This is a genomic window from Luminiphilus syltensis NOR5-1B, assembly GCF_000158175.1.
In the GTDB taxonomy this organism is placed as follows: Bacteria; Pseudomonadota; Gammaproteobacteria; order Pseudomonadales; family Halieaceae; genus Luminiphilus; species Luminiphilus syltensis.
Genome location: NZ_DS999411.1, coordinates 2,215,784 through 2,229,330, shown reverse-complemented (window position 1 = coordinate 2,229,330; position 13,547 = coordinate 2,215,784). Strand labels below are relative to the sequence as shown.

12 protein-coding genes are annotated in these 13,547 nt (G+C 56.9%); 6 read left to right on the top strand and 6 right to left on the bottom strand.

What is annotated here, in order from left to right; all coding sequences use genetic code 11:
* Positions 1–2: 2 nt before the first annotated feature.
* The 4 genes from NOR51B_RS10040 to NOR51B_RS10025 are packed head-to-tail and all read left to right on the top strand — an operon-like array spanning position 3 to position 5,215.
* Positions 3–1,763: a peptide ABC transporter substrate-binding protein gene (locus NOR51B_RS10040; RefSeq protein ID WP_154647657.1), complete on the top strand. Its 1,761-nt coding sequence runs from the start codon at positions 3–5 to the stop codon at positions 1,761–1,763.
* A gap of 18 nt (positions 1,764–1,781) precedes the next feature.
* Positions 1,782–2,717: an ABC transporter permease gene (locus NOR51B_RS10035; protein WP_009019157.1), complete on the top strand. Its 936-nt coding sequence runs from the start codon at positions 1,782–1,784 to the stop codon at positions 2,715–2,717.
* Positions 2,717–3,607: an ABC transporter permease gene (locus NOR51B_RS10030; RefSeq protein WP_009021036.1), complete on the top strand. Its 891-nt coding sequence runs from the start codon at positions 2,717–2,719 to the stop codon at positions 3,605–3,607. Before NOR51B_RS10035 ends, NOR51B_RS10030 begins: the two co-directional genes overlap by 1 nt.
* Before the next feature lie 3 nt (positions 3,608–3,610).
* Complete coding sequence (locus tag NOR51B_RS10025; protein WP_009019895.1) at positions 3,611–5,215, top strand: ABC transporter ATP-binding protein; 1,605 nt, start codon at positions 3,611–3,613, stop codon at positions 5,213–5,215.
* Positions 5,216–5,234: 19 nt separating this feature from the next.
* Here NOR51B_RS10025 and NOR51B_RS10020 read toward each other — a convergent pair whose 3' ends face one another.
* The 3 genes from NOR51B_RS10020 to NOR51B_RS10010 are packed head-to-tail and all read right to left on the bottom strand — an operon-like array spanning position 5,235 to position 8,915.
* On the bottom strand, positions 5,235–5,552 hold the full coding sequence (locus NOR51B_RS10020) for an antibiotic biosynthesis monooxygenase family protein (RefSeq protein WP_009019916.1): 318 nt from the start codon (positions 5,550–5,552) through the stop codon (positions 5,235–5,237).
* Between the two features lie 48 nt (positions 5,553–5,600).
* Entirely contained in the window at positions 5,601–7,223 is a 1,623-nt protein-coding gene (locus NOR51B_RS10015; protein WP_009020347.1) for an alkaline phosphatase D family protein, read from the bottom strand.
* Positions 7,224–7,247: 24 nt separating this feature from the next.
* The gene (locus NOR51B_RS10010) at positions 7,248–8,915 is read right to left on the bottom strand and encodes an acetolactate synthase large subunit (RefSeq protein ID WP_009020619.1); all 1,668 of its coding nucleotides are present in this window, start codon (positions 8,913–8,915) and stop codon (positions 7,248–7,250) included.
* Positions 8,916–8,982: 67 nt separating this feature from the next.
* Here NOR51B_RS10010 and dusA point away from each other — a divergent pair, with 67 nt between their 5' ends.
* Both dusA and tal read left to right on the top strand, forming a co-directional pair.
* Positions 8,983–9,963, top strand: a complete 981-nt coding sequence (gene dusA, locus NOR51B_RS10005; protein WP_050759458.1) for a tRNA dihydrouridine(20/20a) synthase DusA — start codon at positions 8,983–8,985, stop codon at positions 9,961–9,963.
* A 44-nt stretch (positions 9,964–10,007) separates the two neighbouring features.
* The gene (tal, locus tag NOR51B_RS10000; protein ID WP_009021366.1) at positions 10,008–10,940 is read left to right on the top strand and encodes a transaldolase; all 933 of its coding nucleotides are present in this window, start codon (positions 10,008–10,010) and stop codon (positions 10,938–10,940) included.
* A gap of 4 nt (positions 10,941–10,944) precedes the next feature.
* Here tal and NOR51B_RS09995 read toward each other — a convergent pair whose 3' ends face one another.
* Genes NOR51B_RS09995 through NOR51B_RS09985 form a run of 3 tightly spaced genes read right to left on the bottom strand, consistent with a single transcriptional unit; the run spans position 10,945 to position 13,399 of the window.
* Positions 10,945–11,427 carry an STAS domain-containing protein gene (locus tag NOR51B_RS09995; protein WP_009019443.1) on the bottom strand — a complete coding sequence of 161 codons (483 nt, stop codon included), beginning with the start codon at positions 11,425–11,427 and terminating at the stop codon, positions 10,945–10,947.
* Positions 11,424–12,611, bottom strand: coding sequence for a SpoIIE family protein phosphatase (locus tag NOR51B_RS09990; RefSeq protein WP_009021479.1), 1,188 nt, complete (start codon positions 12,609–12,611; stop codon positions 11,424–11,426). Before NOR51B_RS09990 ends, NOR51B_RS09995 begins: the two co-directional genes overlap by 4 nt.
* Positions 12,612–12,646: 35 nt before the next feature.
* Positions 12,647–13,399 carry an MlaA family lipoprotein gene (locus NOR51B_RS09985; RefSeq protein WP_009019741.1) on the bottom strand — a complete coding sequence of 251 codons (753 nt, stop codon included), beginning with the start codon at positions 13,397–13,399 and terminating at the stop codon, positions 12,647–12,649.
* Between the last annotated feature and the right edge of the window lie 148 nt (positions 13,400–13,547).

Sequence of the window (13,547 nt, the reverse complement as noted above, 5' to 3'; positions counted from 1 at the left end):
CCATGGCCGCAGCACCCGGTAGCGCAACATCCAGAAACCCCTGGTTTTCGCTGGCCACTGACCCGAGCACCGCCGCAACAACCCGCGGTTGGGTTGAGACACTGGCCACGCGGTATCGACAAACCGCATGGGCAGTCGGAACACTGGCACTGTCCGCGTTACTGATAACCACAGGCTGTGGCGGGGGTGAGTCCAATGTCGACAGTGGCAATCGCGACGGTATCTTTCATTTGGCCAATGCCGCTGAACCCCAGGGTTTGGATCCACACGCGGTCACAGGGGTCCCGGAAAACCGTATCCTCCGTTCGCTGTTCGAGGGGCTGGTCGTAAAGAACCCCTACACGCTTGAACCCGAACCCGGTGTCGCCCAGCGGTGGACGATTAGCGATGACGGCCTGGTTTACACCTTCCACCTGAACCCTGAGGCTCGGTGGTCCAACGGCGAGGTCATAAACGCCAGTGATTTTATCTGGAGTTGGAATCGCGCCCTCCACCCCGAGACGGGCAATCGCAATGCCTACATGCTCTACCCGGTCAAAAACGCCGAGCGCTATGCCAAAGGTGAACTCAAAGACTTTACGGCGGTGGGCATCGCAGCACTTGACGAGTCCACCCTAGAAGTCACCCTTGAGGCACCAACGCCCTACTTCCTGCAACTGATGGACCATTACGCCGCGTACGCAGTCCACCCGGAAACCCTGCTTCAGTTCGGCGAAATGACCGACCGATTTACCGCCTGGACCCGTCCGGGAAACCTTATCGGCAACGGTGCCTTTAATCTGGATGACTGGGCCATGAACCGGTTTATCAAAGTGCGCAAAAATGACACGTATTGGGATCGCGAGAACGTATCGCTAAACGGAATTGTGTATCACCCGATTGACAACCAAACGCTGGAAGAACGCATGTTCCGCGTCGGTCAGGTACACCGCACTTACGAGGTGCCCCTCGACAAGGTCCCTGATTACCGACAAATGCCCGATACGCTCTACCATCAGGACCCTTACATCGGAACCTACTACTATCTCGTGAACATCGACAAATCTCCGGTCGATGACCCACGGGTACGCCGGGCACTGTCGATGGCCGTCGACCGGGAGTTACTCACCCGGTCCGTCATGCAGAGCATTGTTACCCCAGCCTATAGCATGGTCCCACCGGGCACGCTGGGCTACCAACCGCCACAGCTCTTTACCTTTGATCCCGCAGCTGCGCGCGAACTCCTGGCCGAGGCGGGCTACCCCGGCGGGGAAGGCTGGCCCGGACTCGAGATTCTCTACAACACCCATGAGGCTCACCGAAAAATTGCCATCGCCATTCAGCAGATGTGGAAGAAGCATCTGGGCGTTACGGTCACCCTCACCAACCAGGAATGGAAGGTCTACTCAGATTCGGTGAAGACCGGGGATTACCAGATTGCCCGCCGGGGATGGATCGGCGACTATGTGGACCCGAACACTTTTCTTGAGCTGTTTCTAACGGGCGGCGGCAATAACAACACAGGTTTTGCAGACCCCATATTTGACAATCTCGTCAGCCAGAAAGCACCCAGGGCAAAGACGAGGGAAGTACGCTATGCCTACTTTGTTGAGGCCGAAACCCGACTAATCGAGACCATGCCGATTATTCCGATCTATACCTATAACTCGCGATATTTGCTTCATCCCAGCGTAGAGGGTATGCCCGGTAATCTCATGGATTCACTGAACTGGAAGTACGTGACACTCGTTCCGGGCCGGCAACTCCCAGATGCCATGCAATAACAGGAACCCCAGGAGCCCATGCTGAAATTTCTGATTAGTCGATTGCTTCAGTCCGTGCCCGTCATCCTGATCGTGGTGACGGCCACCTTTTTCCTCGTACGGGCAGCGCCGGGGGGGCCCTTTGACGAAGAGAAGGCCGTACTGCCGGAAGTCAGGAAGGCCCTGGAAGCCCAATACAAACTCGACCTACCCCTTCATGAACAGTACTTCGCGTATCTGGGAGATTTATTCCAGGGCGATCTGGGCCCTTCATTCAAATACCCGGGCCGAAGCGTTAACGAAATTCTGGCCTCAGGCCTGCCTATTACGGCTGAACTTGGCTTCTACGCGCTGTTGATCGCGCTGGTCATAGGAGGGACTGCTGGCGTTTTTGCCGCACTCAAACCCAACACCAAGCAAGACTATATTCCCATGACTCTGGCCATGGTCGGGATCTGTATGCCCTCCTTCCTGCTGGGGCCGCTATTGGTTTTGGTGTTCGGCATTTATCTGGAGCTCCTGCCGATCGCTGGTTGGGGAATGTTACCCGGGGACAAAATCCTACCCTCGGTCACATTGGGGTCGGCCTATGCGGCTTATGTTGCCCGTCTCAGCCGCGCGGGCATGCTCGAAGTACTGTCACAGGATTATATTCGCACCGCCCGAGCCAAGGGACTGCCCGAGTGGCAAGTCGTTGTGCGGCATGCCCTGCGCGGGGGGATTATTCCGGTAGTGGCCTTTTTGGGACCGGCTTTCGCGGGTTTGCTGGCTGGCTCCTTTGTTGTAGAAACCATTTTCCAGATTCCGGGCCTCGGTCGCTTCTATGTGCAAGCGGCGTTTAACCGTGACTACACCATGATTCTTGGAACCACCGTATTCCTGTCAACGCTCATCGTCTTTTTCAACCTGCTGAGTGACGTTGCCGCCGCCTGGCTCAATCCGAGACTGCGCGCGCAATTCCAGGGAGGTAAGTGATGAATACGTTAGCGGATACCGCCAGCCCGGATTCGGCAGATACCGGTTCCTCGCTCTGGCAGGATGCCTGGATTCGTTTGCGCCGCAATAAACCGGCGGTCGGTGGCGCCTATGTGCTGCTATTTCTCATCGTTATCTCGCTGCTCACGCCCTGGATCGCACCCTACGACTACGAGGTGCAGAATCTTGACCTCGGGGCATCACCACCTTCCGCGCAGCATTGGCTGGGTACCGACGTCTTCGGTCGCGACCTGCTGACTCAAATTATGTATGGCGGTCGTGTTTCGCTCATGGTGGGTTTCATCGCCACCGCTGTTGCGCTGCTTATCGGCGTCACCTGGGGTGCGGTAGCGGGCTATGTCGGCGGCCGCCTTGATGCAGCGATGATGCGCATCGTCGACATCCTGTACGCCCTGCCCTTCATGATTTTTATCGTGCTGCTTATGGTGGTGTTCGGGCGCAATATATTGCTTTTGTTCCTCGCAATCGGCGCAGTAGAGTGGCTGACCATGGCGCGAATCATGCGCTCACAGGTGCAGTCGCTGCGCCAACAGGAGTTCGTTGAAGCCGCTATTTCCCTGGGGCTTTCCCAAAGCGCCATTATTCGAAGACATGTGGTGCCCAATGCCCTCGGGCCGATCATTGTCTACACCACCCTTACCATCCCGTCGGTGATGCTGCTGGAAGCCTTTCTCAGCTTCCTGGGGTTGGGTATTCAGCCGCCCAAGACATCGTGGGGACTGCTGATCAGCTTCGGCGCCGAGACCATGGAGGAGTATCCCTGGCTGCTTATATTTCCAGGACTCGCGCTAACCGTTACTTTATTTTCCCTCAATTTCCTCGGCGACGGCCTGCGCGATGCCCTCGATGTCCGTGGTTCCAAGGACTGAATCATGAGTCTGCTCTCGGTCGACAATCTGCAAATTAGCTTTAGCACCCGAAACGGCATCAGCACTGCGGTCAACGGCATCAGCTTCACCGTTGAGAAGAACCAGATCACCGCAATTATCGGCGAGAGTGGATCGGGTAAATCGGTGTCCTGCTACGCGATGCTGGGCCTGATTCCTTCCCCGCCGGGTCGTATCGACGGGGGTACCGCGCTGTTCGAGGGTAAGGATTTGCTCAGCCTGAGCGAGGACGAGCTCCGCAAAATCCGCGGCCGCGACATCGCAATGATTTTTCAGGACCCAATGACCTGCCTGAACCCCTTTATGACTATTGGCGATCAGTTGATTGAGCCGCTACGCCTACACAAGAACATGGGCAAAGCGGACGCCAAAGCCCGCGCCATCGAACTGCTTGATGAGGTCGGTATGCGCAGCCCCGCACAATGCTTTAGCTGCTATCCCCATGAATTCTCAGGTGGCATGCGCCAGCGGGTCATGATCGCCATGGCGCTAATCAATGAACCCAAGCTCCTCATCGCCGACGAGCCAACAACGGCGCTCGACGTCACCATCCAGGCGCAGATCCTGCGCCTCATCGCCGATCTTCAAAACTCCCACGACATCGGCGTGCTGTTGATCAGCCATGACCTCGCGGTGGTCGCCGATATTGCCGACCAGATTATTGTGATGGAGCGTGGCAATCTGGTTGAAAAGGGTGAACCCAAAGCCATCTTCGAAAACGCCCAACACCCTTACACACAAAAACTACTGGATGCCATACCGAGTGCTGAACGGGCGAGTCAGGAAGGCGCATCAGACCCCTTGATAGAGATCTCTTCGCTACGCACCTGGTTCTATTCGGACAATTCACAAGAACCCGTCAAGGCCGTGGACGATGTGTCACTGACCATCAATCGCGGGGAAATACTGGGGCTCGTTGGCGAATCGGGCAGTGGCAAATCAACGCTCGGGCGCTCAATTCTGCGTCTCGCGCCCATTACCGACGGCACTATTACCTTTGACGGCACTGACCTCACCCAACTGTCCGGCGCAGCACTCAAGGGCTTCCGACGGCGAATGCAAATGATTTTTCAGGATCCGTTCGCCTCGCTAAATCCAAGAATGACGGTTTTCGACACGCTGGCGGAGCCGCTACTGCTGCACAACATCGTCGATCGAAAAGGCCTGGATAATGCCATTCAGCGACTGATGGATGATGTCGGCCTGGCCAGAAATTTCGTGCGCAAGTACCCACACGAATTTTCCGGAGGGCAGCGACAGCGCATTGCCATCGGCCGCGCACTGGCAACCCAGCCTGAATTCATTGTTGCCGATGAGCCGGTTTCCGCACTTGACGTCACTATTCAGGCACAGATTCTCGAACTGCTGCAGGACCTTGGACGTGAACACGGACTCACTATGCTGTTTGTCTCCCATGACCTCGCTGTAATCCGCCAGATCGCCGATCACATCGCGGTGATGTACCACGGCAAGCTGGTGGAGCGTGGGACTGCCGCCGAAATCTTTGGGTCGCCCCAGGATCCGTACACGCAGCGGTTGCTGGCCAGTATTCCCGGTAAAAAATCGCTGGCCGAGCCGATCAGTGCATAAACCCTCAGTCAGTCCTGACCTACGCCTGTTCCGGAGGTAGCACGACCCACTCCGGCGCGTCGAACTCGCCGATCAGCCGGATATCAACATACGGTATCTGTCGCTTTATCAGCTCATTTACGATTGCGGGGGGACTGCTCTCCATAGCATCCCGCGCGCTCTTGGATTCCCAGGTAGCAATCGCCAGCAACACATTGGGGTCACCGATTTTTCGGTGTAAGCGCGTGCCCTGGGCCCCCTGGGCCTGCTGAATGTGCTGACTCACCTCGACCCAGCTCGCGGCATATTCTTCGGCACTGTACCCCGGCTTAATGTGTACTTCGAAAATGTAATGCATACAGCCTCCACCGATAGACACGTACTAGAACAACGTTTGAAATGACACCTAAGCCCTAACCAGCTGACGGGAACCGGCAGCACTGGTGAACCGGCCGCCCGAAAAACTTCGGTAATTTTCGTTGAGCACATCATCGACGAAGTGCCATTGTGCAACCATGGACTCCGGTGTCAGCGACACTGACGTCCAGCCACGGTGTGCCATATCAGCGGCCAGTAGATGTGGATTCGCCTGCCGCAACGCAGCAGCCCATTGGCTGGGTGGCAAACAGATATACCCTTCGGCGCCCGAGCTGTTGACGCTGGGGGTGTCAATTTCCACCGCGATCGGTCTGCCCCGATGGTCACTAAGGTTGAACGCCCAGGCATTGTGGGTGTCCCCCGCAAGCACCACCGGATTATCAGCAAACCGCTGTAAATCCTGAAACAGTCGTTCGCGAGCCGCCGGGTAACCGTCCCAGGCATCCGTATTGAGCGGAAGGCTGTGCACCGCCATCTTCTGCATTGTCGATACGTAACTCCGTGCGTACCCGGAGGCGCCGTCAAAGTCAAAGGCGGCATCCGGGATGCGGGGTAAGGTCACGCTCCCCACTACCACCTGCTGACCGAGTACCTGCCAGGTGGCACCACGTTCTGAGCTTTCACTGAGCCGCTGGCTGAGCCACTGCTCCTGATCGATACCCAGCAGGGTGCGCCCGGGATCGGCAATAACGCGGCGAAACGCGCCCAGGTCCCGGTGCACCGGGCTACCTTTACGATAGTCATAGGCACGATCCCGGCCGTGGATTCGAGTATCGAGCATGATCAAATCGGCGAGATCGCCGATGGAAAAAGCCCGAAAAATAGGCTGCTCGGGGCGAGCACGAATGGGTAACCACTCGCAGTAAGCCTGCCGCGCGGCCCACAGTCGATCGGCGAAGTCGCCCTCGCCACGATTATGGTTCTGGGCACCGGTGCGCCAGGTGTCGTTGGCGATTTCGTGATCATCCCAAACGCAGATGAACGGGTGCGCCGCATGGGCCGCCTGCAAATCGGGGTCGGTGCGATACACACCATACCGTGCTCGATAGTCCTCCAGCACGAGCAACTCATGCTCGGGCTCGACGCGCCGACCCAGTGTTTCCCGCGCATAAACCGAATCGTAAAATCCGATGGGGTACTCGTAAATATAATCACCGAGATGCACGATCGCATCGATATCCGCGTTCGCCATTTCACGATAGACGTGAAACCGCCCCTGGGGATAATTAGCGCAGGAGCAAACGCCCAGCGAAAAGCGCTCAATCGCACCAACCGGCAGCGTGCGGGTCCTTCCCACCGGCGACAGACTATCGCCGACAGCAAACCGGTAGAAGTAGCGACGGCCGGGTAGAAGACCCTCTGCGTCGACTTTCACCGTGTAATCGGCGTAACGATCAGCCCGCGCCTGGCCTCGGGCTACGATCTGCGAGAAGCCTTCGTCCGCAGCGACCTCCCAGACACACTCAATGGGTCGATCGACGAAATCCCCGGGGACGACGCGGGTCCATAAAATCACCCGATCCGATAACGGATCCCCGCTGGCAACCCCATGGGTAAAATGCACCGGCGCTGCGGCCCTGATCGACGCACCCTTCAACAGGGATGCCGCGATACCCGTGGCGGTATGGGCCAGGAAGCGGCGGCGACGCATGGTGCTAACGGGCTCCCCGGCCACTCAGACCAGACACACTTTTTCTGCGAGCTCTTCGATCAAAACCCGCGTGTTCTCGGAGTAATCTACCGGCGCCTCAACCACATGAACACCGCCGGCATTAAACGCGGCTTCAAGGGTCGGTATGATTGCCTCCGCGCTATCGATTCGATGCCCGTGCGCACCATAACTCTCAGCGTAGGCTACAAAGTCGGGATTATTGAATTCGAGACCCCAGTCCTCAAAACCCATCTGTCGCTGTTTCCAGCGAATCATTCCATACCCATCATCACTGATAATCAGCACCACCAGGTTGAGTTGGTAACGAAGCGCGGTTTCCAATTCCTGACTGTTCATCATGAAGCCACCATCGCCGCATATCGCCATCACCCGCCGATCTGGATACAACATCGATGCCATCATCGCCGACGGTAAACCCGCACCCATGGTCGCGAGCGCATTGTCGACCAGCACGGTGTTCGGCTGATACGCATAATAATTGCGGGCAAACCAAATCTTGTACATCCCATTATCCAACGCGATGATGTCGCGATCACTCATCACCTGCCGCACGTCCGCTACCAGCCGCTGAGGAAGTGCAGGGAACCGTGAGTCATCAGCGCGATCCATCACATGGCTGTCAATTTCGCGGCTCACCCGCTCGAAATAATCAAAATCAGCGTTATTCGGTCGTGCCACCTCGGCGAGGCGGGATACCGAACGGGCTATATCTCCCACCACTTCAACCTGGGGGAAATACACCTGATCAACCTGCGCCGAGCGGAAATTCACATGAATCACCCGTTTGCCCCCCTCGGTCATGAAAAAGGGCGGCTTCTCGATAACATCGTGTCCAATATTAATCACCAGATCGGCGCGATCGATCGCGCAATGCACATAATCTCCGTCGGACAGCGCCGCTGTACCCAGATAAAGCGGGCTGCGCTCATCGATCACACCCTTCCCCATCTGAGTGGTAAAAAAGGGAATTCCCGATGTTTTGACAAAGCTGTCGATCGCCACCCGCGCTGACTTACGATTCGCACCGGCACCGATCAGCACCAGTGGATGCCTGGCCTCGCCAATCATGGTCGCCGCCTCACGAATCACCGTCTCATCGGCAACCGCGTAATGCCGTTCATGGCGTTCGTAGAGGGGGGCACGGGTCTGCTCCGCCGCGATATCCTCGGGTAGTTCAAGAAGGACAGCGCCCGGTCGCTCCTCCTCCGCCAAACGGAAAGCCTCCCGGACAAGGCTGGGTATGGTGTTGCCGTGCACGATCTGCCGGGACATCTTGGTTAAGGGGTCCATTAACTGCACAACATCCACGATCTGAAACTGACCCTGCTTTGAATTCTTGATGGGCTTCTGACCCGTAATCATCACCAAGGGAAAGCCTCCCAGCTGAGCATAGGCTGCCGGCGTCGTAAAGTTCGTGGCGCCAGGGCCAAGAGTCGCAAGACAAACCCCAGCCCTCCCCGTTAAACGACCATAGGTCGCCGCCATAAACGCGGCCCCCTGCTCGTGTCGGGTCACGATAAGCTCGATTCCGGCCACTCGCAGGGACTCCAGCAAGTCGAGGTTCTCCTCGCCCGGAACGGCGAAGACGCGTTCGACACCTTCATTGATCAATGCCCTGACCATCAAATCCGATGCTTTTCGTTCCTGAGACGCTTCCGCCAAGCCCGACATTGTTCCACTCCCTTAATCTGGTCTGTCTTGTACAATACGTGTTTTTCGCGTGCCTAGAGCTGTGGTTATGCACGACTCCCCTTCACCCTGGCGTTTTTGCACGGCACCGTGCATGGACTGGACGGACCGCCATTGCCGTTATTTCTGGCGGCTACTGACCCGTCGTGCCCGCCTCTACACCGAAATGGTCACCACCGGCGCACTGCTGCATGGGGATGTGGCGCGGCACCTGCAGTTTAACGACTGCGAGCACCCGATAGCATTACAGCTCGGTGGATCGAACCCCGAAGAACTCGCCAGCTGTGCGCGGATGGCTGAAGACTGGGGCTACGATGAGGTCAATCTGAATTGCGGATGCCCCTCAGACCGCGTGCAAAATGGTCGATTCGGTGCCTGTCTCATGGCTGAGGCGGAACTCGTCCGCGACTGTGTTGCCGCCATGTGCGACGCCAGTGCACTGCCCGTAACGGTGAAGCATCGTATCGGAATCGACCATCAGGAAAGTTACAACGAGCTCCGGGATTTCGTGGGTACCGTGGCCAGTGGTGGCGCTCGTGTTTTTATCGTCCATGCCCGCAAAGCATGGCTGCAGGGGCTATCGCCCAAGGAGAACCGGGAAATCCCCCCGCTCAATTACCCGTGGGTGTATCGACTGAAGCAGGACTTCCCTCACCTGACTATCGTACTCAACGGAGGTGTGACTGACATCCCGGCCTGCGAGTCGCACCTCGGAAAGGTAGACGGGGTAATGCTGGGTCGTGCGGCCTACCAGAATCCATGGCTGTTGGCGTCTGTTGATCAGGCGCTGTTCGGTGATGCCCCCCGGGGACAATCGCGAGCCTCGGTGCTGGAGGCTTTGATGCCCTATATTGATCGCGAGCTGGCCCGAGGAGGTCGGCTCAATCACGTCACCCGGCACGTTCTGGGTCTTTATCAGGGAATCCCCGGTGGCAAGCGCTTCCGACGAGTAATCAGTGAAAACGCCCATTTACCCAACGCCACCTCCGATGTGCTTCGGGCCGCGATGGATTACCCTAAAGCGGCCTGACGGTACGACTAACCAGCCCACTATTTTGGAAGACCGGAACACCTATGAACAAACTTGAGCAACTGCGCGCGATGACAGAGGTTGTTGCCGACACGGGAGAGATCGATGCCATTGCCCGTCTCCAGCCGATCGACGCGACAACCAACCCATCGTTATTGCTGAAGACCGCTCAACTACCTCGTTTCTCCGACCTTCTGGATCGAGCGATTGCGGCGGCGCGGTCAGCCGCCGATGCCTGCGACCAGTTTGCCGTTATCGTGGGCGGAGAAATACTCAACCACATTCCTGGCCGGGTCAGTACCGAAGTCGATGCGCGGCTGTCCTTTGATACTCAGGCGACCATTGCCAAAGCGCACCGTCTCATCGAGCTCTACGATCACGCCGGGATCGACAAAAAAAGGATACTGATAAAAATTGCGGCCACCTGGGAAGGCATTTGTGCCGCACGTGAACTCGAGCGCGAAGGCATAAACTGCAACCTCACGCTTCTGTTTGGCTTTGCACAGGCCCAGGCCTGTGCCGATGCCGGCGCATTCCTGATATCGCCCTTTGTCGGACGTATCCTGGACTGGCACCTCGCCAACACCGATCTAGTGGTCAACACACCCTTTGATGATCCCGGCGTTCGGTCGGTTACCCGAATCTATGAGCACTACAAGAATCACGGGTATGAGACGGTGGTCATGGGCGCCAGCTTCCGTAATAGCGGCGAGATCGAGGCGCTCGCCGGTTGTGATCGGCTGACGATCAGTCCTGCACTGATGGATGCGCTCGCCGAAGACAATGGCCATTTGCCGCGGGCATTGGCGACCGCTGGAGCAACCCAACAACCGGTGCCCGCTATCGAAGAAGCGGACTTTCGCTATCAAACCAATGACGATGCCATGGCGAGCGACAAGCTCGCTGATGGTATACGACGCTTTGCGGCAGACCAGCAGGCCTTGGAATCACTACTCGCGGCAAAAATAACGCGGTAGGTGGTTAGTCAGATTCCAGCGTTTGCACCAAATCACGAAAACGCTCGGTATTGTCGTCGCTGATTGACATCAAGGCACGGTGGGCCTCGATCACTTTTTCTTTGACTTCGCTTTCACTGCTGCCCAGCTCCGCCAAATCCTGATCGAACGCCGCAGCACCAGGTGAATCCTGCTGCAAAGAAAATAAGACGCCGAAGCCCATCGACTGCAAAAGCCGATCGATGCCGGGATTATTACTGTACATCACGGGCCTGACGCCAAAGCAATCCTTGGTCTTCAGCGCGAGCTGGGCCAGCATGCCGAGCGTGGTACTGTCGAGCCCGGTTGCGCGAGTCAAATCAACACAAACACTGGAAAAATCAGGATCAGCGGTAATCTGCTGAAAGTACTCATCGAGCGCGGTGCACATCGTCAGGCGTACGTCGCCCTCGAGTCGGAGCAGATAGTCACCACCATCGCTTGCTGCACGAATCCGGCAATCGCTCATGACAATCCCCGACTGAGGAAAAGACCTGCAATATCATCGGGCAGCTCGACCTTACCCAAATCTTCAAGACCGAGACGGGCTACCACCTCACTGGGTTTACAGACAGCGCCTGTAAGCCGCTTGAGCAGTTCCGCCTCTTTACCGATAAGATCCGAGTCGTTCATGGTCTCAAGCACACCATCGGACATAATGGTCAGTATGCAGTGGTCCGGTAACTCAACCGCATGCTCCTCATAAACCGGGTCCGGGATCAAACCCACCGGGGAACCCTCACCGGGGAGATATACGGTCTCCTTGTCAGAAATCAAAACGGGCAGTGGTAAATGGCCCGCCACACTGTATCGCAGGAGGCCTTTATCAGTATCGAGAACGCCCACCACCATGGTGGCGTATTTACTGACGGCGAGCTCGAGCAATTCCCGATTGGCAAATTTCAGCATCTGCACCGGATTGGTGATCGCATGATCCTTTTGCCTGAGAAAATCCGATCGCTTCCGGGCAAAAAGATTCTTCAGCAGTACCGTCGCGAAGGCCGAAGAACTACCGTGCCCCGACACGTCGGCAAGGTAGAAAACGACCGAGTGCTCGCCGACGCGAAAATAATCCGTGAAATCACCACTGAGGTACAAAGAAGGGACAATTTTATGGCTCAACCAGTAATCTTCTAACTTCAAGGACCCCGCTGGCAGCATTGCTCGCTGCACCTGCCGACCGGCCTGCTGATCCTGCTCAAGAATTCTCAGCGAGTGTCGCAACTCTGCATTCAGGCGCTCAAGCCGCTCTTTACTCCGCTTGAGTTCCCGTTGTAGCTGCCGATGGTGCACCGAGCGCTCCACCGACCGCACCAATAAGCCAGGCTTCTTGGCGGGCCGGACAAAGAAATCGGCGGCCCCCAAGCTCAGGGCCGTGGACATACTGTCAAAATTCTTCTCATTACTAAAGGTTATGACGGGGACCTGAACATCAAATCCACGCATCGACCGCCGCACCGAGGACCACGAGACACCGTGCAAATCCACCGTGGTTATCACGCAATCCCAGGGTGAATCGACACCAAGCACCGTCTCAAGATCAACAACTTCAGGACGAACCTCGATATAAAAATCATGCCCATCGAGTGCGTTTACCAGCTCCTGCGCTCGCTCTTTCTGGTCATCGACGATGAGTACTGAGCCCGCGGTCATGGCATTAGCACCTGGCCTGCCGACAGCAGCTTCGGCTACAGGCCATCGCTTTCCCAATCGTCCTCAAACTCAGAAAAATTATCCTTGGCCCGACCGTCATTGACCAGTGCTTCCCGACGCTGAAGAAAAGCATCGCGAATAAAGATGTAGCGGTCACCGGTGACCAGTTCGTCCGATCCCAGCAATCCGGCCCGCAGATCGACGATATTCAGCGCTCGCAGCCCCCACTCGGGCTCATCATCAAAAAGCTGGCCCATCGGTGACGCATAGGCATCGACGCCAAAGCCGATCGATGAACGCACGGTATTCGGGCCAAACAGCGGCAACATGACGTAAGGACCTCGTCCCACCCCCCACTTCGCCAACGTATGACCAAAATCGGTCGGATAGCGCTCAATACCCATATCGGAGGCGACGTCGAACACACCAAAAAAGCCCAGTGTTGTATTCAGGACTACGCGGCTGGTATTGCGCCACGCGCCATTCAGCTCGCCTTGAAGGAGTGCGTTGAGCAGGCCGTTGACATCGAGAAAGTTGCTGAAGATGTTGTTAACGCCCACCCGGGCAAAGTCGGGCATCACGGCGTCGTAACCGACCGCGACAGGCCGCACAACGTAGGTATCGGCGGTGTCATTAAACTTGAAAACCGCGCGATTAAACCCCTCCCAAGGGTCATCCTCGGACTGAGCCAACGCCGGCGGGGGCGTGAGCAGCACCACAAGAGTGGCCAGAACACCACACCAAAGGCTTTTTGCTGCCATGGTTTGCTTCCTAATTTCTGCGTTCATCGATGGCCTCCTTACGCGGCGGAGCCGTTAGGAGATCAACGACCACGTTTTACACCTCTGGCCGGTAAATTGCACCGGAAAATTGACCGTATTTACCGCGGATTCTGCTGTATCCAATCCTGCACACACTGCCATTGCTCACCGAGAC